Source organism: Ornithinimicrobium murale, assembly GCF_003352835.1.
GTDB classification, from domain to species: Bacteria; Actinomycetota; Actinomycetes; order Actinomycetales; family Dermatophilaceae; genus Ornithinicoccus; species Ornithinicoccus muralis.
The window spans coordinates 103,273-121,318 of the sequence record NZ_QLVD01000004.1 but is presented as its reverse complement, the minus strand read 5'-3'; the positions used below and the strand labels follow the sequence as shown (position 1 = coordinate 121,318).

The 18,046-nt window shown below is 71.1% G+C and carries 15 protein-coding genes, 1 tRNA gene and 1 riboswitch; of the genes, 6 read left to right on the top strand and 10 right to left on the bottom strand.

Going from position 1 to position 18,046, the window contains the following annotated elements; translation table 11 throughout:
- Positions 1-14: 14 nt before the first annotated feature.
- Genes DPQ65_RS01900 through DPQ65_RS01885 form a run of 4 tightly spaced genes read right to left on the bottom strand, consistent with a single transcriptional unit; the run spans position 15 to position 3,222 of the window.
- A complete protein-coding gene (locus tag DPQ65_RS01900; protein WP_114905694.1) occupies positions 15-1,130 on the bottom strand; it encodes an ABC transporter ATP-binding protein in 1,116 nt (371 codons plus the stop codon).
- Positions 1,127-1,936, bottom strand: coding sequence for an ABC transporter permease (locus DPQ65_RS01895; protein ID WP_202862969.1), 810 nt, complete (start codon positions 1,934-1,936; stop codon positions 1,127-1,129). The genes DPQ65_RS01900 and DPQ65_RS01895 overlap by 4 nt, the downstream gene beginning before the upstream one ends.
- A 41-nt stretch (positions 1,937-1,977) precedes the next feature.
- The gene (gene modA / locus DPQ65_RS01890; protein WP_114905692.1) at positions 1,978-2,817 is read right to left on the bottom strand and encodes a molybdate ABC transporter substrate-binding protein; all 840 of its coding nucleotides are present in this window, start codon (positions 2,815-2,817) and stop codon (positions 1,978-1,980) included.
- Positions 2,818-2,826: 9 nt separating this feature from the next.
- Positions 2,827-3,222, bottom strand: coding sequence for a TOBE domain-containing protein (locus DPQ65_RS01885; RefSeq protein WP_114905691.1), 396 nt, complete (start codon positions 3,220-3,222; stop codon positions 2,827-2,829).
- A gap of 69 nt (positions 3,223-3,291) precedes the next feature.
- On the opposite strand from DPQ65_RS01885, the gene DPQ65_RS01880 reads away from it, so the two are divergent.
- The 4 genes from DPQ65_RS01880 to DPQ65_RS01865 all read left to right on the top strand — a co-directional run bounded on the left by DPQ65_RS01880 (position 3,292) and on the right by DPQ65_RS01865 (position 8,136).
- A complete protein-coding gene (locus DPQ65_RS01880; RefSeq protein ID WP_114905690.1) occupies positions 3,292-4,434 on the top strand; it encodes an acyl-CoA dehydrogenase family protein in 1,143 nt (380 codons plus the stop codon).
- Positions 4,435-4,499: 65 nt separating this feature from the next.
- Positions 4,500-5,264: a 3-hydroxyacyl-CoA dehydrogenase gene (locus DPQ65_RS01875; RefSeq protein ID WP_114905689.1), complete on the top strand. Its 765-nt coding sequence runs from the start codon at positions 4,500-4,502 to the stop codon at positions 5,262-5,264.
- A gap of 45 nt (positions 5,265-5,309) precedes the next feature.
- Positions 5,310-7,115 (top strand): FUSC family protein, encoded by a 1,806-nt coding sequence (locus DPQ65_RS01870; RefSeq protein WP_114905688.1) that lies wholly within the window; start codon positions 5,310-5,312, stop codon positions 7,113-7,115.
- A 148-nt stretch (positions 7,116-7,263) separates the two neighbouring features.
- Positions 7,264-8,136: a SurA N-terminal domain-containing protein gene (locus DPQ65_RS01865; protein WP_114905687.1), complete on the top strand. Its 873-nt coding sequence runs from the start codon at positions 7,264-7,266 to the stop codon at positions 8,134-8,136.
- A 49-nt stretch (positions 8,137-8,185) separates the two neighbouring features.
- On the opposite strand, the gene DPQ65_RS01860 is transcribed toward DPQ65_RS01865, so the two are convergent.
- The 3 genes from DPQ65_RS01860 to DPQ65_RS01850 all read right to left on the bottom strand — a co-directional run bounded on the left by DPQ65_RS01860 (position 8,186) and on the right by DPQ65_RS01850 (position 11,817).
- Positions 8,186-8,261 (bottom strand) — tRNA-Thr (locus DPQ65_RS01860).
- Between the two features lie 231 nt (positions 8,262-8,492).
- Entirely contained in the window at positions 8,493-9,266 is a 774-nt protein-coding gene (locus tag DPQ65_RS16245; protein WP_114905686.1) for a transglycosylase family protein, read from the bottom strand.
- A gap of 9 nt (positions 9,267-9,275) precedes the next feature.
- Positions 9,276-9,413, bottom strand: a riboswitch (cyclic di-AMP (ydaO/yuaA leader).
- A gap of 463 nt (positions 9,414-9,876) precedes the next feature.
- Positions 9,877-11,817, bottom strand: a complete 1,941-nt coding sequence (locus tag DPQ65_RS01850; RefSeq protein WP_162801960.1) for a serine/threonine-protein kinase — start codon at positions 11,815-11,817, stop codon at positions 9,877-9,879.
- A 228-nt stretch (positions 11,818-12,045) separates the two neighbouring features.
- On the opposite strand from DPQ65_RS01850, the gene DPQ65_RS01845 reads away from it, so the two are divergent.
- Both DPQ65_RS01845 and otsB read left to right on the top strand, forming a co-directional pair.
- A complete protein-coding gene (locus tag DPQ65_RS01845; RefSeq protein ID WP_114905684.1) occupies positions 12,046-13,494 on the top strand; it encodes an alpha,alpha-trehalose-phosphate synthase (UDP-forming) in 1,449 nt (482 codons plus the stop codon).
- Positions 13,491-14,288, top strand: a complete 798-nt coding sequence (gene otsB / locus DPQ65_RS01840; RefSeq protein ID WP_114905683.1) for a trehalose-phosphatase — start codon at positions 13,491-13,493, stop codon at positions 14,286-14,288. Before DPQ65_RS01845 ends, otsB begins: the two co-directional genes overlap by 4 nt.
- A 27-nt stretch (positions 14,289-14,315) precedes the next feature.
- Here the strand turns inward: otsB and DPQ65_RS01835 are convergent, their stop codons facing one another.
- The 3 genes from DPQ65_RS01835 to DPQ65_RS01825 form a co-directional block, all read right to left on the bottom strand.
- Positions 14,316-15,323, bottom strand: a complete 1,008-nt coding sequence (locus DPQ65_RS01835) for a LacI family DNA-binding transcriptional regulator (RefSeq protein WP_114905682.1) — start codon at positions 15,321-15,323, stop codon at positions 14,316-14,318.
- A gap of 61 nt (positions 15,324-15,384) precedes the next feature.
- A complete protein-coding gene (locus tag DPQ65_RS01830) occupies positions 15,385-16,368 on the bottom strand; it encodes a sugar ABC transporter permease (RefSeq protein WP_114905681.1) in 984 nt (327 codons plus the stop codon).
- Between the two features lie 2 nt (positions 16,369-16,370).
- On the bottom strand, positions 16,371-17,972 hold the full coding sequence (locus DPQ65_RS01825; RefSeq protein WP_114905680.1) for an ABC transporter permease subunit: 1,602 nt from the start codon (positions 17,970-17,972) through the stop codon (positions 16,371-16,373).
- Positions 17,973-18,046 lie beyond the last annotated feature (74 nt).

The window sequence follows — 18,046 nt, the reverse complement described above, 5'->3', positions numbered from 1 at the left end:
CCTGCGTCCCTGGCTCACCCCGGATAGACGTGGGTGTCGGTCGCCTTGAAGGACACCCAGACCGCTGCCCCCACGGCCAGGTCCAGGTCAGCGACCGCGGCGGGGGTGACGTCGGCCAGCACCAGCGGGTGACCCGCAGCTGTGACCTGCGCACGCACCGTGTGGGCGTGCTGCTCCAGGGCGCGGATCGCGCCCCGCCAGACGTTGCGGGCCGACCCCTCGGGCCGCTGGCGGTGCAGGGTGACCGAGGTGGGCGGGAAGGCGACGAGCACCGGACCGTCCACCGGGTCGGCGACGTGCAGCACCCCGCCAGCAGCCACCGAGACCACCGGCCCCGAGCCCACCCCACGGAGCAGGTTCAGACCGACCAGGCGTGCGACATACTCGGTCCGCGGTGCCCTGGCCACCTCCGCGGGGGCGCCGTCCTGCACGACCCGCCCCTGCTCGAGCACGATGATCCGGTCGGCGATCACCATCGCGTCGAGCGGGTCGTGGGTGACCAGCACGGCGCTGCCGCCGAACTCCCGCAGGTGCCGCGCCAGGTCGGCGCGCACCTCGAGCCGGGTCGCGGCGTCCAGGGCGGCCAGGGGCTCATCCAGCAGCACCAGTCGTGGCCGGGTCGCCAGGGCCCGGGCCAGGGCGACCCGCTGCGCCTGCCCTCCGGAGAGCTGACCGGGGCGCACCCCCGCGCGGTCCGCCAGCCCCACCCGGTCCAACCAGGCCCCGGCAGCCTCCCGGGCTGCCACGCGGCCGACCCCGCGGGCCCGGAGCCCGAAGGCAACGTTCTCCAGCGCTGTGAGGTGCGGGAAGAGCAGGTAGTCCTGGAAGACCACGCCCACCTCGCGGCGCGCCGCGGGGACGAAGGTGCCCGTCGTGGGGTCGTCCAGTGCCCGGCCACCGAGGGTCAGCGAGCCCGCACGCAGCCGCAGCAGACCCGCGAGCGCGTGCAGCGCCGTGGTCTTGCCGGCCCCGTTGGGCCCCAGCAGGGCAACCACCTGGCCGGACGGGACCTGCAGGTCCACCTCCAGCTGCAGAGCTCCGCGGGAGACCTGCAGGTATGCCGCGAGGTCGCCTCCCGGGGCTGCCTCCCGGGGGTCGGCGGTCGGCGGGGTCGACCTCTGGGAGCTCACGAGCCGACCCCGTTGAGCCACCGGCCGCGCAGGGCGAGCAGGATCAGGACCGAGACCAGGAGCAGGACCAGGGCCAGCACGATCGCTGCCTGTGGGTCGGTCTCCAGGGCGAGATAGACCGACAGGGGCATGGTCCGGGTCACGCCGGGGAAGTTCCCGGCGAAGGTGATCGTTGCGCCGAACTCCCCCAGGGCCCGGGCGAAGCAGAGGACCGCACCGGCCGAGATGCCCGGCGCCACCAGCGGCAGGGTCACTCTGCGGAAGATGAGCCAGCGTCCGGCGCCCAGCGTGGCGGCCGCGTCCTCGAAGCGCCGGTCCGCTCCGCGCAGCGCGCCCTCGACGGCGATCACCAGGAAGGGCATGGCCACGAACGCCTGGGAGAGCACCACGGCCGTGCTGGTGAACGGCAGGCTCAGCCCGAACCAGTCGTAGAGGTGCTGGCCGATCAGGCCCCGCCGTCCCAGGAGCAGCAGCAACGCGACGCCCCCGACGACGGGCGGCAGGACCAACGGCAGGGTGAGCAGCGCCCGGACCAACCGGACGCCCGGCACGGTGGCCCGGGCCAGCACCCAGGCCAGCGGCACCCCGAGGACCAGACAGATCGCGGTGGCCGCGGTGGCGGTGACCAGGGAGAGACGCAGCGCCTCCAGCACCGCGGGTCGGCTCAGCAGGGTGCCCAGCTCGCTCCATGGGGTGCGCACCAGCAGCCCGACCAGGGGCAGCAGCAGGAAGGCCAGACCGAGCCCGGCGGGCAGCAGCAGGATCGGCGGGATGCCGGTCCCCCGGCCGTCCGCGGGCGTCTGCACCGCGGACCGACGCAGGCGGCGAGCAGGCGAGGGAGCGCCCGTCACGGGGACCCGAACCCGGCCGCGCCCAGCACGGCCTGCCCGTCCGGGGAGAGCACGAAGTCGAGGAAGGCCTGGCCGCCGGCGGGGTTGGGAGCCTCCCGCAGCACCGCGATCGGGTAGTCGTTGACCGCTGCCGCCGACTCCGCGAAGTCGATGCCCTCAACCTGGGTGCCGGCAACGAGCACGTCGGTTTGGTAGACGAGTGCCGCATCGACCTCGTCGAGACGCACCTTGGTCAGGGCCGCCCGGACGTCCTCCTCGTAGGTGTCGGGGGCAGGCGTCAGCCGGGCTGCCTCGAAGGCCCGTGCCGAGGCGGCCCCGCACGGCACCTCTGCGGCGCACAGCGCGATGGTGCGGTCCTGGTCCGTGAAGTCCTCCAGGCTGGTGACCCTCCCGGGGTTGCCGACCGGGACGGCGATCTGCAACCGGTTGGTCACGAAGGCCACGGGATCGCCCTCGGTCCGTCCGCCCTCGGCGACCAGGGCCATCGTGGCCGGCGAGGCGGAGGCGAACACGTCGGCCGGTGCGCCGCTGAGGATCTGCTGGGCCAGTGAGGAGCTGCCGGCGAAGCTGAACCTCACGCTGGTGCCCGGGTGCGCTTCCTCAAAACCCTCCCCCAGCTCGGTGAAGCTGTCGGTCAGCGAGGCGGCGCCAAAGACCGTGATGTCGCCGGTCACCGGGCCCGTCTCGCCCGGCGTGGCCGTCTGCGTCTCCTCCGGGGGAGTGCCGCCACAGGCGGAGAGCACGATGATCAGGGCGATCGGGGCGATCGGACCGCCGAGCCGGACCCGTCGGGTCGCCGGTCGGAACCGGGCGGGACAGAGCGGTCGTGGGGGCATCGATCCTGGTCAGCTCTCCGCGGGGAGCGCCACAACCACCTGGGTGGCCTTGATCGAGGCTAGCGCCACGACACCGGGCTCCAGCTCCAGGTCGTCGGCGGCCTCGGTGCTCATCAGGGACACCACCCGGAACGGTCCACACTGCAGCTCAACCTGGGCCATCACGGTGTCCCGGGTGACCCGGGTGACGATGCCCCGCAGCTGGTTGCGGGCGGAGGAGCGCAGGGCAGCGCCGTCCTCACCGGCCAGCTCCTGGGTGAGCCGAGCCAGGTCCCGGCCCTCGACCGCCATCCGGCCGGTGTCGGAGCGGGCTGCGGGCAGGCGCCCCTGGTCGATCCAGCGGCGCACGGTGTCATCACTCACGCCCAGCAGCGCGGCTGCTTCAGTCACCCTCAGTTGCGGCACGCTTCAGACTATAACCCCGCATCTGCGGCTGCGTCGAAGCGCTGCGCCTCCCCCGGTAGTCTTCGGCTCATGCCTGTGACGCGCGTCCTGTCCACCGACGAGGCCACCGAACTGATCGCCCTGGTTCGCGACATCGCCCGGGAGGAACTGCTGCCGCAGGTCGACGAGGCCGAGGCCGCCGCGCGCTTCCCGCGCGAGGTCTTCTCCCTGCTCGGTCAGTCGGGTCTGCTCTCCCTCCCGTATGCGGAGGAGCTGGGTGGCGGCGGTCAGCCCTACGAGGTCTATCTCCAGGTGGTCGAGGAGATCGCCTACGCCTGGATGTCCGTCGCCGTGGGCGTCTCGGTCCACTCCCTGACCTGCGCACCCGTGGCGGCCTTCGGCACGCCGGACCAGCAGGAGAAACTGCTCACCGGGATGCTGTCCGGCGAGCAGCTCGGCGCCTACTGCCTGTCCGAGCCCAGTGCCGGCTCCGACGTCGCGGCCATCCGCACCCGGGCCAACGCGGTCGACGGCGGTTATGAGATCTCCGGCGGCAAGGCGTGGATCAGCCACGCCGGGCACGCCGACTTCTACACCACCTTCGCCCGCACCTCAGACGACGGCGGGCGGGGCCTGAGCTGCTTCATCGTGCCGGCCGGGGCCGAGGGCCTGACCTTCGCCGAGCCGGAGCGCAAGATGGGCCTGGACTGCGACACGGTCCGCGAGGTGCTCTTCGACAAGGTCTTCGTGCCGGACGACCGGCTCGTCGGCACCCCGGGCCAGGGCATGTCGATCGCCCTCGCGGCGCTCGACTCCGGTCGCCTGGGCATCGCGGCAGCGGCCGTCGGGCTGGCCCAGCGCGCGCTCGATGAGGCCGTGGCCTACGCCCGTGAGCGCGAGCAGTTCGGTCGCCCGATCGCCGACAACCAGGGTCTGGCGTTCCTGCTGGCCGACATGGCCGCCGCAGTCGGGGCGGCCCGCGCGTCCTACCTGCACGCAGCCCGGCTCAAGGATGCCGACCTGCCCCACAGCCAGGAGGCGTCGGTGGCCAAACTGGTCGCCACGGATGCCGCCATGAAGGTCACCACGGACGCCGTCCAGGTGCTGGGTGGCTACGGCTACACCAAGGACTTCCCGGTCGAGCGCTTCATGCGCGAGGCCAAGGTCACCCAGATCTTTGAGGGGACCAACCAGATCCAGCGGCTGGTGATCTCCCGCCAGCTGCTGCGCTGACCCGACCACCCGGCATACCTCTGACTCGACCCTCACCCCGACCCGACCCCGACCGAGAGGCCAGCATGCAGATCACCCAGAAGACCGTCGCCCTGGTGACCGGAGGTGCCAGCGGACTGGGCGAGGCCACGGCCCGCCGCCTGCTCGCCGAGGGTGCCTCCGTGGTGCTCGTCGACCTGCCCGGCAGCCGGGGCGAGGACCTGGCCACCGAGCTCGGCGACCGAGTGCGCTTCGCGCCCGCGGACGTGCGCGACGAGGAGCAGGTCCGTGCCGCCATCGCCGTGGCGGGCGAGCTGGGCGAACTGCGGATCGTCGTCAACTGCGCGGGCGTCGCGACCCCGGGCCGCATCCTCTCCCGGCGGGGCACCATCGAGCTGGACGCCTACCGCACCGTCATCGAGATCAACCTGATCGGCACCTTCAACGTGCTGCGCCTGACGGCCGAGGCGATGGCAGCCCACGAGCCGGTCGACGAGGACCGCGGGGTGATTGTGATGACGGCCTCTGTGGCTGCGTTCGACGGCCAGATCGGGCAGGCCGCCTACTCCTCCTCCAAGGCGGGCATCGCCGGCCTGACGCTGACCGCCGCCCGGGACCTGGCCGACAAGGGGATCCGGGTGGCGACCATCGCGCCGGGCATCTTCGAGACGCCGATGATGGCCGGGCTGGGCGAGGAGGTGCGGGCCTCCCTGGAGGCACTGGTGCCGCACCCCTCGCGGCTGGGCAAGCCCGAGGAGTATGCCGCCCTGGTGGCCCACATCGTCGACAACGCCCTGCTCAACGGCGAGGTGATCCGGCTCGATGGTGCGCTGCGGATGCCGCCGCGCTGACCCGGTGCCGGTTGCGGGGTCCGACGAGAGCGCGTCGGAGCAGACATGAGTTTCTCCCGGCGTGCGGTGCGTGGCGCTCGTCGGAGAGCCGTCCGCGGTGCCGAGCACCTCGCGTCCGCCGCGATCACACCCTTCCGCGGGTTGCGGTGGGAGGTCCGTCCTCCGACCCGGTGGCCGGTGGCACTGCGGGCAGCTATCGCGATCGCTATCCCACTGAGCATCGCAACGGCCGCTGGCCACCAGGCGTGGGGCCTGCTGTGTGGCACGGGGATCTTCACCGTGCTCTACGGCCCCGGCCGCCCGCTCCGGAGCCGGATCCGGGTTCTGGTGCTCGTCGCGCTGGGACTGGTCGGCGGCATGTCGCTGGGGATCCTGGTGTCCGGCAACCTGCTGCTGTCGATCCTCGCGACGGCGTTCGTCGGCGCCGTGGCGACCTTCCTGTCGCACGCCCTTCGACTCGGGCCGCCGGGGGCCTTCTTCTTCGTGCTGATCGTCGGCATCGGGGGTTACCTGCCCACGCGCGGCCTGGATCCGGGGGCCCTCGTCCTCGCGACGGCGACCGGCGCCGCGGTCGCCGTGCCCATCGCCATGTTCGACCTGATCCTGGACCGCCTCGGCCCCGAGCGCGCTGCCGTCGCCGCAGCCGAGCGTGCGGTCGAGAAGTTCCTGGCCACCGCCCCCGATGATCCGCAGGCCGAGGATCGCAGCACCGACGCGACCAATGCCATCCACGACGCCTGGACCACGCTGTGGGACGGGGGTGAGCCGGCCCTGCTGCCAGAAGATTCCCCGGACAGCACCTCACCGCGCGCCACGGACGAGGCTCTGCGCGCTGAACTGGCCACGGATCTGATTGTCATCCAGCAGCGCTACTCCCAACATTTGCTGCCCGCGCACCAGCTCAACCCGGACCTGGGCGGCGAGCCCACAGCCGCCCCTCTGGGCCGTCCCCGCCTGCGTCGCATGGTGGCCCGGGCGCTGCGCTGGCCGACCGCGGCACTGCAGGCGGCCGTCCGCGTCGCCGTCGGCATCGCGGCCGCCGGCGTGGCGGCGGGCCTCCTGGCCGGCAGCGGGCACATGTACTGGGCCATGGCCGCAGCCGCGCTGGTGCTGCACACCGGAATGGACCGCCGGGCCACGGCGATCCGTTCCGTGGAGCGCCTGGCCGGCACGACCCTGGGCATCGGGCTCTTCCTGCTCGGTGGATTCTCCGACAGCGGGCCGTGGACGGTCGTTGTCACTATCGTCACGTTGCAGGGGCTGGTCGAGCTCTTTGTGGTCCGCAACTACACCCTGGCCGTCGTCTTCATGACGCCCCTGGCGCTCACCATCGGCACGGCGGGATCCGGCCTGGCGGCGCTGACGATCGCTCAGGAACGGCTGCTGGACACCGGCATCGGTGTGCTCTGTGGCGTCGCCATCCCCTGGCTGGTCGGTTGGCGGTCCGGGCGAGACATGGTGACGGCACACCTGGCACGGGCGGTCGCCACGAGCGCCGACGTGATCGGGCTGCTGGGGCGGGGACAGCACCAGGACCGGGCCGGCCTGATGGCCCAGCGCGAGCTCTCCCTCGACCTGCAGGAGCTTTCCGCGATCGCCGGACGTGCGATCCGCGACGAACCGGACCGGGTGGCCGATCTCGTGGACGTCCGAGACGCCACGGCCTGGCTGGGTTTCACAGCGCTTGCCACGGCCTCGCAGGGAGCACCCGGGGAGGCCCTCGAGCGCGTGGCCCCGGCCGAAGCTGTCGCTCGAGACCTGGCCGCCCGCCTGGCCAGACACGACATCCCTGAGGCCCGGGAGATCCGGCAGGTCCGGGCCAGCATCGGCGAGCGCCCGCCGCTCGGCTGAGTCCCTCCTGGACGCTGCGACTCACGCGGATCATCTTCACCTGGCATTTTCCCTGCCCTTTCTTCCTGACCGAAGACTGGGAATTCCTGAATTGGATATTTATCTCTGCGTGCTACGTTGACCGGCCATTCCATATGAGGGAGGAATAATGCGGAATAAGACATGGATGACCAGCCTCGGGCTCGTCGTCTGCCTGCTCGGTGCTGCTTCCTGCAGCACAGACTCAGACTCCGGCACAGATGATGCCGGCACGAGCGAGGGCGCCTCTGCCGCACCAGGATCGGATAATGCTGCTGAGTCCGCCGGGCCGGATGGGGCGGGGGCCAGCGAGGGACCCGACGCAGGTGCAGGGACGGCCGGACCGGACCAGGCTGCTGCGCCTGATCTCTCCGACGTCCCCGACGTGGTGGCGGAAGTGAACGGCACCGAGATCTCCAAGGACGAGTTCACCGAGGCCTACACGCCGACGTTCGAGCAGGCCTCGATGCAGGCCCAGACGACCGGTCAGCCGGTCGACGAGCCGACGCTCCGCGAGCAGACCGTGGAGGGACTGATCAGCAGCGAGCTGCTCATGCAGGCCTCCGAGGAGCACGGGTTCGAGGCCAGCGACGAGGACATTACCGCCGAGCTCACGGAGTTGGCTGAGGGCAACGGCATGGCGTCCGCCGACGAGTTCCTGGCCGCGCTCGAGCAGCAGGGAATGTCCGGCGAGGAGGTCAACGCCGAGGTGGAGCAGATCATCAAGGTCGACCAGCTCATCGAGCAGGAAGCTGATGTCACGGAGCCGACCGACGAGGAGGTCCGGGCACGCTACGACGAGCTGGTGGCCCAGCAGGGAGGCGGAGACGCTGAGTCCGGCTCCCCCGCTCCGGAGATTCCGCCCTTCGAGGAGGTCCAGGACCAGGTCGCTGAGCAGCTGGCGTCCGAGCGGGAGAACGAGGCGGTCCAGACCCTGGTGGAGGAGCTGCGGACCGAGGGCGAGGTCACCGTCCACCTGGAGAGCCCCGACACCCCGGAGTGATCACAGGCCTCGGTGCCCGACCCGCAGGGTGGACACGGCGATGACCCTGTGGAGCCCCCGACAGGAGTCGAACCCGCGACCGTCCGCTTACAAGGCGGATGCTCTACCAACTGAGCTACAGGGGCGTGTGTCGGCCGGTGCCGACAACGACGACGATGCTACCCGCGCCACGAGGCCCCGCGGAAATGATGGGTCCTAGACCGCCGCTGCGCCACCAGCACGGTCCGCGTAGCACCGCGCCACCAGCACGGTGCGCGCCACAGGCTAGACGCAACACTGCGCCGCCGGGAGACTTCCCGGCGGCGCAGTGTCGTCCATCCGCGCGCTGCTTGGTGATCAGCGCGGTTCCGTCAGCGTCAGCCGAGGACCTTGGCGTTCAGGTGCGCCTGGAGCGCGATCACCGTGCGAGAGTTCATGGAGGTCGACCCGTCGCGCTCCATGCCCAGGTAGTCCTGGAGCGCCGCCTGGGACTTCGGGCCCCAGATGCCGTCGGGTGTGGTGCCGACCTTCTCCTGGAGTGCCTTGGTCGTGATCGGCCCGAAGATGCCGTCCGGGTGCGTGCCGACCCAGCGCTGGATCGTCGCCGTGGTCAGCGGACCACGGATGCCGTCCTTGACAAGGGGCGCCGTGACACTGACGGCCGGGTTGATCGGGCCCGCGCTGCGCGAGGGTGCCGCCGTCTGCCGCTGGGTCTCCGGGGCCGGAGCGGGAGCTGGGGCGGGAGCCGGGGCCGATCCGCCCGCACCACCGTTGGACCGGTTCAGTCCGGCCCGGACCGAGCAGACCGGCCAGGCACCGGGGCCCTGGGTCGCCAGGACCTTCTGCGCGATCGCGATCTGCTGGGACTTGGAGGCCTGGTGGGCGTAGGCGGCGTACTGCCCGCCACCGAAACCGGACCAGGTCTGCGCGCTGAACTGCAGCCCGCCGTAGTAGCCGTTGCCGGTGTTGATCGACCAGTTGCCACCGGACTCACAGGCGGCGACGCGATCCCAGACCGAGCTGGCGCTCGCGCTCGGGGCAGCGACGCCGAGCGCCGCGGCAGCGGCTGCTGCGGCAACTCCAGCGCCGCCGGCGCGCCGAATCACAGGGCCGAGGGGCGTGCGGGGCTTACGGTGCTTGCCAGATGCCATGGCGGGGCCAACCTTCCTGACTGCGCGCCTGCGGGGTTAGCTGTCGGGTTCGGGCGGTCAGGTGCCCGGCCGCTCTCGCGGCTTCACCCCAAGACGCCGGGGTGGCGTCATCTCGGGTCCCCCACCCTCATCTGGCGCCGGACGGTCCGGAGGTCGTGCCCTGGTGACGAGGTTCGGCGCCCATGGGCACACGCCATGCGTGTGGTGCTGGAAATGCACTTGTGAGGCCCCGGGGAGGGCCGTCCGCAAGAGTACCCACGTCTCCTGTGCTGTGCTACCCCCGTGTGAGCAACACGCCCTGTCACACTCCGCGGGCGGCCCACCGCACTCCGCGTCTCCGGTGGTGCGGGGTCCCATCGGCCCCTGGTCCCGGAGGTCTCCTGGTGCAGGATCGGCGCGACCGAATCCGCGCTAGAACGCCGGACACGCCGCAACGATGGCGGCACCGTGCGCGACACGCCGGGCGGGGGGGAGCACGGGCGGGAGCTCGGGACGGAGCACGGGCGGGAGCAGGACCTCCGGATGCGGGGCGCAGCGCCTGCAGGACGAGGGGCGCAGCGCACAGCCTCAGCGCTCAGCGCCTGCGGATGAGGGGCGCAGCGTCCACACCTCAGGGGCGCAGCACCTGCGGGATCAGGTCCGTGAACGGCGCGGAAGTCCACGAGGTGGGCCACCAGGAGACCGGGACGCCCTCCATCAGGGAGTATCCCAGGATCACCAGGCCACCGACGGCCAGAACCACCGTCACCACCTGGGTGATCAGCTGCCCTGGCAGGATCGCGCGGACCAGGGTGCGGGAGCCTCTGCGCAGCGACACGCCGCCGGGCCCCCACCAGGCCATGAGCAGGCCGAGCAGGCTGCCGACTCCCACGGGCAGCGGGTGCCCGACGTCCACCTGCATCAGTCCGGACTCGGTGAGCCCACCGGCCGTGATCACCGTGGCCGCCATGGCGAACGCGAGGGGCAGCAGCATCGCCAACCCGGTGGACAGCGCCGACACAAACAGGTGCCACGGGCTGGCCAGCACGGTGAGCGGCACATCGGAGCGACGTGGCCCCGCCTCGTGCCGGCGCAGGACCAGAGCGGTCACGGCATGATCGACGGTGCGTGCCGCCACCGACCAGATGATGAGCAAGCCCCAGGACAGCAGCGGCACCAGCGCGGCAAGCCCGACGAGCGCGACCAGGCCCGCAGCGAGCGTGCCGGTGCGCATCGGGCGGCCGATCCTGGGATCGGGGCCACGCTGTGACTGCCCCGGCGGGTACGGCAGGGGCTGCCCGAACGGCGACTGGCCCGACTGGCCGGATGCCGAGGGCTGACCGTATGCCGTGGGCTGGCCGAGCGGATCAGGCCCCGGCCGGCGATCGGCTCCGTAGGGCGCCTCCCGTGACATCGGGTGGTTCGGGCGGGCTGCACCGTGACCGCTGCCACCGTGCGACCCGCCAGGCGTCCCACCGTGCGACCCGCCAGGCGTCCCACCGTGCGACCCGCCAGGAGTCCCACCGTGCGCGCCGCCCTGCTGCAGTGCCACCCGGGTCTGCGGGGTCGGCTGCGCGGGCTGCACACGGGTCGGGTCCACCTGCGGTGTGGCCGCCGTCGAGGGCGTTGCGGGCCAGGCGCGGGGCGGGGTCCGCGGCGGTTGCGCCCGTTCTGCCGCGGGCCGGGGCACCCGTTGGGTCAACGCCGCGGTCACCGGACGGTGCGCGGCATAGAGCTCCAGGGCGGCCATCACCTCGTCGTTGTGCGGCCGGCGCTCCGGCTCGGGGTCGAGCGCGGCCTCCAGCAGCGGTCGCAGTCTGGGGTCCACGCCGTCCAACTGGGTGCGCCCCCGCGTCACACGGTCCAGGACGGCACTCATCGGACCCCGGCCGAAGGGCGGGCTGCCACTGGCCGCGAAGGCCAGGGTCGCTGCCCAGCCCCACCAGTCGGTGGCCTCGGTCACCGCGCCACCCTCAACGACCTCGGGCGACAGATAGCCGGGCGTCCCCATCACCAACCCGGTCATGGTGAGACGGACATCGTCGGCAACCTGGGCGATGCCGAAGTCGATGACGACCGGGTCCGACCCGACCATCAGCACATTGCCGGGCTTGAGATCGCGGTGGACGATGCCCACCCGGTGGATCGCGGTCAGGGCCTCATAGAGACCCCGCCCCAGGTCCACCAGTGCCTCACCTGTGACGGGGCCGCGCTCGGTGACCACGCGGTCGAGCGGTGGACCGGGCACGAACTCGGTGACGATGTACGGCGCCGGTCCCTCCGTGTCGGCATCGAGGACGGCCGCGATTCTGGGGCTGTTCACCCGCGAGAGGGTGGCGACCTCGCGGGACAGTCGTTGACGCGCGTCCGGGTCGTGGGCGATGTGCGGACGCAGCACCTTGATCGCCACGTCGCGGCTGCCGTCCTCGGCTGCGCCGTCGGCACGCGCACGGTAGACCACGCCCATGCCGCCCTCACCGACGCGGGTCCCGAGGGTATACCGACCGAGACGGCGCGAGGTCGGGGAAGCCCCCTCCGGGGGTCCCCCGGCAGGAGTGGACTCGGCGCTCATGATCTCCACCGTATTGCGTCTCCTCGTCTCGGCACGGCACTTCAGGCCCATTCGGCACCCCGGGTGCGGGATCGCGGGCCCAGTCGGACCCGACTAGGCTCGGGTCAGCAACGAACCGGGCCGCTAGTTGGTTTCCAGTGCCCTCAGGCCCAGGATCCCTGCACCGCGCGATGACGCGATCAGTCCCCTCAGCCGGGGCCCAGACGATCTGACGATGATGGAGTGGTTGTGGTTTCCTCGCAGGACACCTTCGACTTCGTGGTGGCCGCCAACCGACTGCCGGTTGACCGGGTGGTCGATGCTGACGGTCAGACCCGCTGGCAGGCGAGCCCTGGCGGTCTGGTGACGGCCATGGACGCTGTCATGCAGGGCCGGTCCGCGGCCTGGGTGGGTTGGGCCGGTGACCCCGGCGAGAGCGTCGCGCCCTTCGACCGCGAGGGCATCCGACTGCACCCGATCGTGCTGAGCTCCGATGACCTCCGCGGCTACTACGAGGGCTTCAGCAATGAGACCCTGTGGCCGCTCTACCACGACGTGATCGTCCCTCCTCGCTACCGACGCAGCTGGTGGGCGTCCTACCAGCGGGTGAACACTCGCTTCGCCGAAGCGATCGCCGGGGTCGCGGCACAGGGAGCAACGGTGTGGGTCCACGACTACCAGCTCCAACTGGTGCCGGCCATGCTGCGCGCCCTGCGCCCGGACCTGCAGATCGGGTGGTTCAACCACATCCCGTTCCCACCGGTGGAGCTCTTCGGTCAGCTCCCGTGGCGCCGGGCCGTGCTCCGCGGCCTGCTCGGGGCCGACTTCCTCGGCTTCCAGCGCAGCAACGACGCCGCCAACTTCACCCGCGCCTGCCACCAGCTGCTCGGCACGACCTCCTCCGGCGATGTCATCACCTGGCAGGGCGCCCAGGACGGCCAGCTCGGCGCCGAGGCGCGACGGGCCCGGACCGCCACGGTGCCGATCTCGATCGACTTCCGATCCATGGAGGAGCTCGCCAGGACACCGGGAGTGCGCCGCCGTGCCCGAGAGATCCGGGCCTCCCTGGGAGACCCCCAGACGGTGCTCCTGGGCATCGACCGGCTCGACTACACCAAGGGCATCCGGCACCGCCTGCGGGCCATCTCCGAGTTGTTCGCCGACGAGGCGATCGCCGCTCCGGAGGTCACGCTGCTGCAGATCGCCACACCCAGCCGCGAGCGCGTCAGCGCCTACCAGGACCTGCGCAGCCAGGTCGACGGGCAGGTGGGTCGGATCAACGGAGACCACTCCGACATCGGCGCGACCGCGGTCCACTACCTGCACCACTCCTACCCCAAGGAGGAGATGGCCGCACTCTTCCAGGCTGCGGACGTGCTGCTGGTCACGCCCCTGCGTGACGGGATGAACCTGGTGGCCAAGGAGTATGTCGCCAGCCGGTGGGACGGCGGCGGGGCTCTGGTGCTCAGCGAGTTCACCGGTGCTGCGCAGGAGCTGCGCCAGGCCTTCCTGTGCAACCCGCACGACATCGCCGGGCTCAAGGAGACTATTCTCGAGGCGATGCGCGAGGAGCCAGCCAGAGCACGCAAGCGGATGCTCGCGATGCGCCGACGGGTCCGTGCCCACGACGTGCATGCGTGGGCACGGCACTATCTGACCGCGCTCGAAGCCGCCCCGGACAGGCCCACCCGGCGATGACCGGACGCACAACCGCGCGCGATGCCGATCAGGTGCTCGCCGAGCCGCTGGCCGGTGCCCTGCGCCAGTTCGCCCGCAACCCGCGCATCCTGGTGGCGATGGACTTCGACGGCACGCTCGCGCCGCTGGTCGATGAGCCGATGGACGCCCGTGCCCTGCCCGGGAGCGAGGAGCTGCTCAACAGGCTCTGCGGGTTGCCCGACACCCTGGTGGCGATCGTCTCGGGCCGTGCGCTGGCGGACCTCCTCGAGCTGACCCGCCTCACCGAGCCAGTGCTGCTGGTGGGCAGCCACGGTGTGGAGCGCTCGTCCGACCCCCGGGCCCTGTCCCCCGACACCACCGAGCAGGCTCGCTTCGCGGCGCTGGATGAGGACCTGGCGGCGGTGCTGCTGGACCATCCCCGGGCGCGGGTGGAGCGCAAGCCCCACTCGCTGGTCCTGCACACCCGCGGGCTGTCCACGCAGGACTCCGAGGCAGCGGTCCACGCCACGCAGGAGGTGCTCACTCGGCATACCGGCCTGGTGGTGACGCCCGGCAAGGAGGTGCTGGAGATGGCCACGCGCCACGTCGGCAAGGGAGCGGCCCTGCTCGACCTGGCGGCCGAGCACGAGGTGGACTCGATGCTCTTCGTCGGGGACGACGTGACCGACGAGCGGGCCTTCGCGATGCTGCGGCCGACCGACCTGACCGTCAAGGTCGGCCCCGGCGAGACGACCGCCCGGCACCGGGTCGCCAACGAGATCCAGGTCCAGACCCTGCTGCGCACCCTGGTCGAGCTGCGCTCCGCCCCCTGACCGTATGCCGAGGGCTGGCCCGGTCGGTCAGGCCCGGCCGCGTGCGGCTCCGGTGGAACTGCGCAGGATCAGCTCGGGGGCGAACAGGTACTCCCGGTGGGCCACCGGCTCCCCCTGCATCTCCTCCAGGACCGCGGTCACCGCGGCCTCGCTCATGGCCGGCACGTCCTGCCGGACGGTGGTCAGCGGGGGGTCGGTGAAGCCGATCAGCTGGGAGTCGTCCGAGCCGATGACCGACACGTCCTCGGGGACCCGCAGCCCGGCCTGGCGGGCCGACCGGACTACCCCGAGCGCCATGATGTCCGAGCCGCAGACGACCGCCGTGACCCCCTGGTCGAGCAGCTTGCGTCCTGCTGCCTGACCACCCTCGACGGTGAACAGCGTGGTCTGGACGAACTGCTCGGCCCCTGGCAGCAGCTGGGCCAGCGCCTCCTGGTAGCCCTGGACCTTGCGCTGGACGGGCACATACCGCTGAGGTCCGGTGGCCAGCCCGATCCGGGTGTGGCCGAGATCGCGCAGGTGCCGGACAGCCAGGAGCATCCCGGCGATGTCGTCGTGCGAGATGAAGCTGGCCTCGATCCCTTCCCGCCAGCCGTTGACCAGGGTGATCGGCAGGTTCCGCTCCCGCAGGGTGGTGTAGCGCTCGATGCTGGCCCTGGTGTCCGCGTGGTACCCGCTGATGAAGATGATGCTGGCGACCCCCCGCTCCAGCAGCATCTGGACGTACTCGTCCTCGTGCACGCCGCCGGGCACCTGGGTGCACAGGACGGGGGTGTAGTTGGCGGCCGCGAGCTGGGTCTCCACCGCTTGGGCGAAGGCCGGGAAGATCGGGTTGGTCAGTTCAGGGACGACCAGGCCCACCAGTCCGGCGCTGCTGCGACGCAGCTTGCTGGGGCGCTCATAGCCGAGCACGTCGAGCGCGGTGAGCACCGCCTGCCGGGTGTGCGTGGCCACCCCGGGACGGTCGTTGAGGACGCGACTGACCGTCGCCTCACTGACACCTGCGTGCTGCGCCAGGTCGGCGAGTCGGCTCATCGTCTGCTCACGGTGGCTGCGGGCGCTCGGCGGAGGGCGGGGTTAGCTGATCCGGTCACGGCTACTTGACCGACCCCTGCGTCAGGCCCCCGATGAGCTGTTTCTGCAGGGAGAGATAGACCGCGACGGTGGGCAGGGAGGCCAGCAGCGCGCCGGCGCAGAACATCCCGAAGTACTTGTTGCGGTCGGCCAGGTTGAGCGAGTAGAGGCCGACGCCGAGGGTGCGCTGGTCCTGGTCGAGCAGGAATATACTGGCCAGCATGAACTCTCCCCAGAGCGCCACGAAGGCCAGGATGCCGACGGTGGCCAGGATGGGCGCCACCAGCCGCAGGGTCATCGTGAAGAAGATCCGTGCATGGCTGGCACCGTCCATCCGGGCGGCCTCGTCCAGCTCCCTGGGGATGGTGTCGAAGTAGCCCTTGAGCAGCCAGACGTTGGCGCCCATGGCCCCGCCCAGGTAGACCAGCAGCAGACCCCAGAGGGTGTTCAGGCCGATCTCCGGGATCACCTCGCCGATGCGCAGGAACATCAGGTAGAGCGCGGGGAAGGCGAGCAGCGCCGGAAACATCTGGGACAGCAGCAGGGCCATCAACCCGGGCCGGCGCCCCTTCCAGCGCAGCCGGGAGAACGCGAACGCCGCTGCGGCACCGATGAACACCTGGAAGAGCGTGCCGAGGCCCGCGACGATCAGGGAGTTCTTGAACCAGGTCCAGTAGGGGAAGGTCGTCGAGGCGAACAGGTCCGTGAAGTTCTTGAGGGAGAAGTCCGTCGGGATCGGCGAGGCGCTGTTGAGCGTGCCGGTCGGGTTGAGCGCGGCCGACAGGATGAACGCCACCGGGAACAGGGCCCACACCAGGGCCAGGACGGCCAGGGCATGACGCCACCAGACACCGGTGCGCGGCCGCTGACCGACCGTGCGGCTGGCGGAGTCGTCCGTGCGGACGCTGACGGTGCCGTCCGTGCGGACGCTGACGGTGTCGTCGGTCGGGACGGCACCAGGAGCACCGGAGGCGCCGGGGGCACCGGCAGCAGTTGGCTGCGTCATCGTCAGTTCACCTCCTCGAGAGCCTTGGACTGTCGGAACATGCCATAGCTGAGCACGCCCACGATCAGGAAGATGATGATGCTGACCGCGGAGGCCAGCCCGATGTTCGGCGAGCCGGACTCCATGGCCAGCCGGTAGGCGAAGGTGATCAGCAGGTCGGTGTTGCCGACCTGGCTGTTGGTCGCCTCGAACGGGCGGCCGCCGGTCAGCAGATAGATCAGGCCGAAGTTGTTGAAGTTGAAGGCGAAGGACGCCACCAGCAGGGGGCCCACCGCGACGAGCAGCAGCGGCATGGTCACCGACCACAGCGTGCGGATCGGGCCGGCCCCGTCGACGGACGCCGCCTCCTTGACGTCGTTGGGGATCGACTGCAACGCACCGGTGCAGATCAGGAACATGTAGGGGAAGCCGAGCCACAGGTTGGTGATCAGCACCGCCGCCCGTGCGGGCCACGGATCACCGAGCCAGTTGATGTTCAGTCCCGTGACGTCATTGATCATCCCGAAGTCCTGGTTGAACATCGCGGACCACACGATGGCCGTCACGAAGATCGGCAGGGCGTAGGGCAGGATCAGCAGAGACCGGTAGAGCCCCTTGCCCTTCAGTCGGGGGTCGTTGAACAGCAGCGCCAACAGCATGCCGAGGATGAAGGTCGAGCCCACGGACAGCAGCGGGAAGGCCAGGTTCCACAGGAAGATCTTCAGGAAGCCGCTGCGCAGGGTGGAGTCGGTGAAGATCGAGCTGAAGTTGTCGAACCCGACGTTCTCCGTCCAGCCGGTCGGCAGCGGAGGACCCTGGCCGTCCTGCGGCACGAAGTTGCCCTCGTGGGCGACATAGACCGTGCCGTCGATGGTGGTCATGGTGTCCGCGGCGGCGTCGTAGGTCGTGGTCGTGCGACCGACGAAGGCCTGGGTGCCGGTGGCCGCCTTGATGCCCGCGCCACCCTCGAGCGGGACCGCGAACTCGGCGACGTCCTGCGCGCGTTCGTTGGCCTCCACCAGGGTGAGCACCTGAAAGCCGGGTGCCTCGCCGACGGTGCCGTTGCCGCGCAGCGTGACCCCGTCGGCCGGGAGCGGCTCCAGACCCTCCAGGGTGCCCACGAACAGTTCCTGGCCCTCCAGGAGGTTGTCGCCGCTGGTCCCCTCCGCCGCGGGCCGGGAGAGCAGGAGCGCCAGGTCGGCCTCGGCAATCGTCTCGCCCTCGGGGATCGCCACGGACATGCCGTAGCGCGCGGAGTCGGGCTCGGGTCGGACCGACTGCGCCTGGACCGCCTCGATCGCCTGCTCCTTGGTCAGGGAGTGCCCGTCGCCATAGTTGGTGAAGGCGGTGGCCACGGTGTAGGCGATCGGCCACATCTGGAACAGGGTGAGCAGGATCAGCCCGGGCAGCAGGTACTTCAGGGTGATGCCGCGTCCGGTGGCGTAGACGACCAGCACCGCCATGGCGATGAAGGCGGCCACCGTCACGATGAGCCAGGACCCGGCCTCCACGGCCCGCCAAGAAAGGTAGGTGCAGCCGAGCACGGTGAGCGCGATCAACAACCACTTCGTGGCGACCACCCAGGCTGGGGTCGCCACGGACTGCCCGACGGGGGCTTGGGACATCACTGCTCCAGAGGACGACGTTGTCAGGGAACCGGACCGGCGGAGCCGGGACCGGCAGATGGAGTATGCCGACC

Bases quoted from the DNA above. Each gene is read 5' to 3' on its own strand.
- DPQ65_RS01850 (WP_162801960.1), bottom strand. From the start codon at position 11,817: ATGAGCGCCGAGTCCACTCCTGCCGGGGGACCCCCGGAGGGGGCTTCC.
- DPQ65_RS01880 (WP_114905690.1), top strand. From the start codon at position 3,292: ATGCCTGTGACGCGCGTCCTGTCCACCGACGAGGCCACCGAACTGATC.
- DPQ65_RS01870 (WP_114905688.1), top strand. From the start codon at position 5,310: ATGAGTTTCTCCCGGCGTGCGGTGCGTGGCGCTCGTCGGAGAGCCGTC.
- DPQ65_RS01875 (WP_114905689.1), top strand. From the start codon at position 4,500: ATGCAGATCACCCAGAAGACCGTCGCCCTGGTGACCGGAGGTGCCAGC.
- DPQ65_RS01830 (WP_114905681.1), bottom strand. From the start codon at position 16,368: ATGACGCAGCCAACTGCTGCCGGTGCCCCCGGCGCCTCCGGTGCTCCT.
- DPQ65_RS16245 (WP_114905686.1), bottom strand. From the start codon at position 9,266: ATGGCATCTGGCAAGCACCGTAAGCCCCGCACGCCCCTCGGCCCTGTG.
- DPQ65_RS01865 (WP_114905687.1), top strand. From the start codon at position 7,264: ATGCGGAATAAGACATGGATGACCAGCCTCGGGCTCGTCGTCTGCCTG.
- DPQ65_RS01835 (WP_114905682.1), bottom strand. From the start codon at position 15,323: ATGAGCCGACTCGCCGACCTGGCGCAGCACGCAGGTGTCAGTGAGGCG.
- modA (WP_114905692.1), bottom strand. From the start codon at position 2,817: ATGCCCCCACGACCGCTCTGTCCCGCCCGGTTCCGACCGGCGACCCGA.
- DPQ65_RS01825 (WP_114905680.1), bottom strand. From the start codon at position 17,972: ATGTCCCAAGCCCCCGTCGGGCAGTCCGTGGCGACCCCAGCCTGGGTG.
- otsB (WP_114905683.1), top strand. From the start codon at position 13,491: ATGACCGGACGCACAACCGCGCGCGATGCCGATCAGGTGCTCGCCGAG.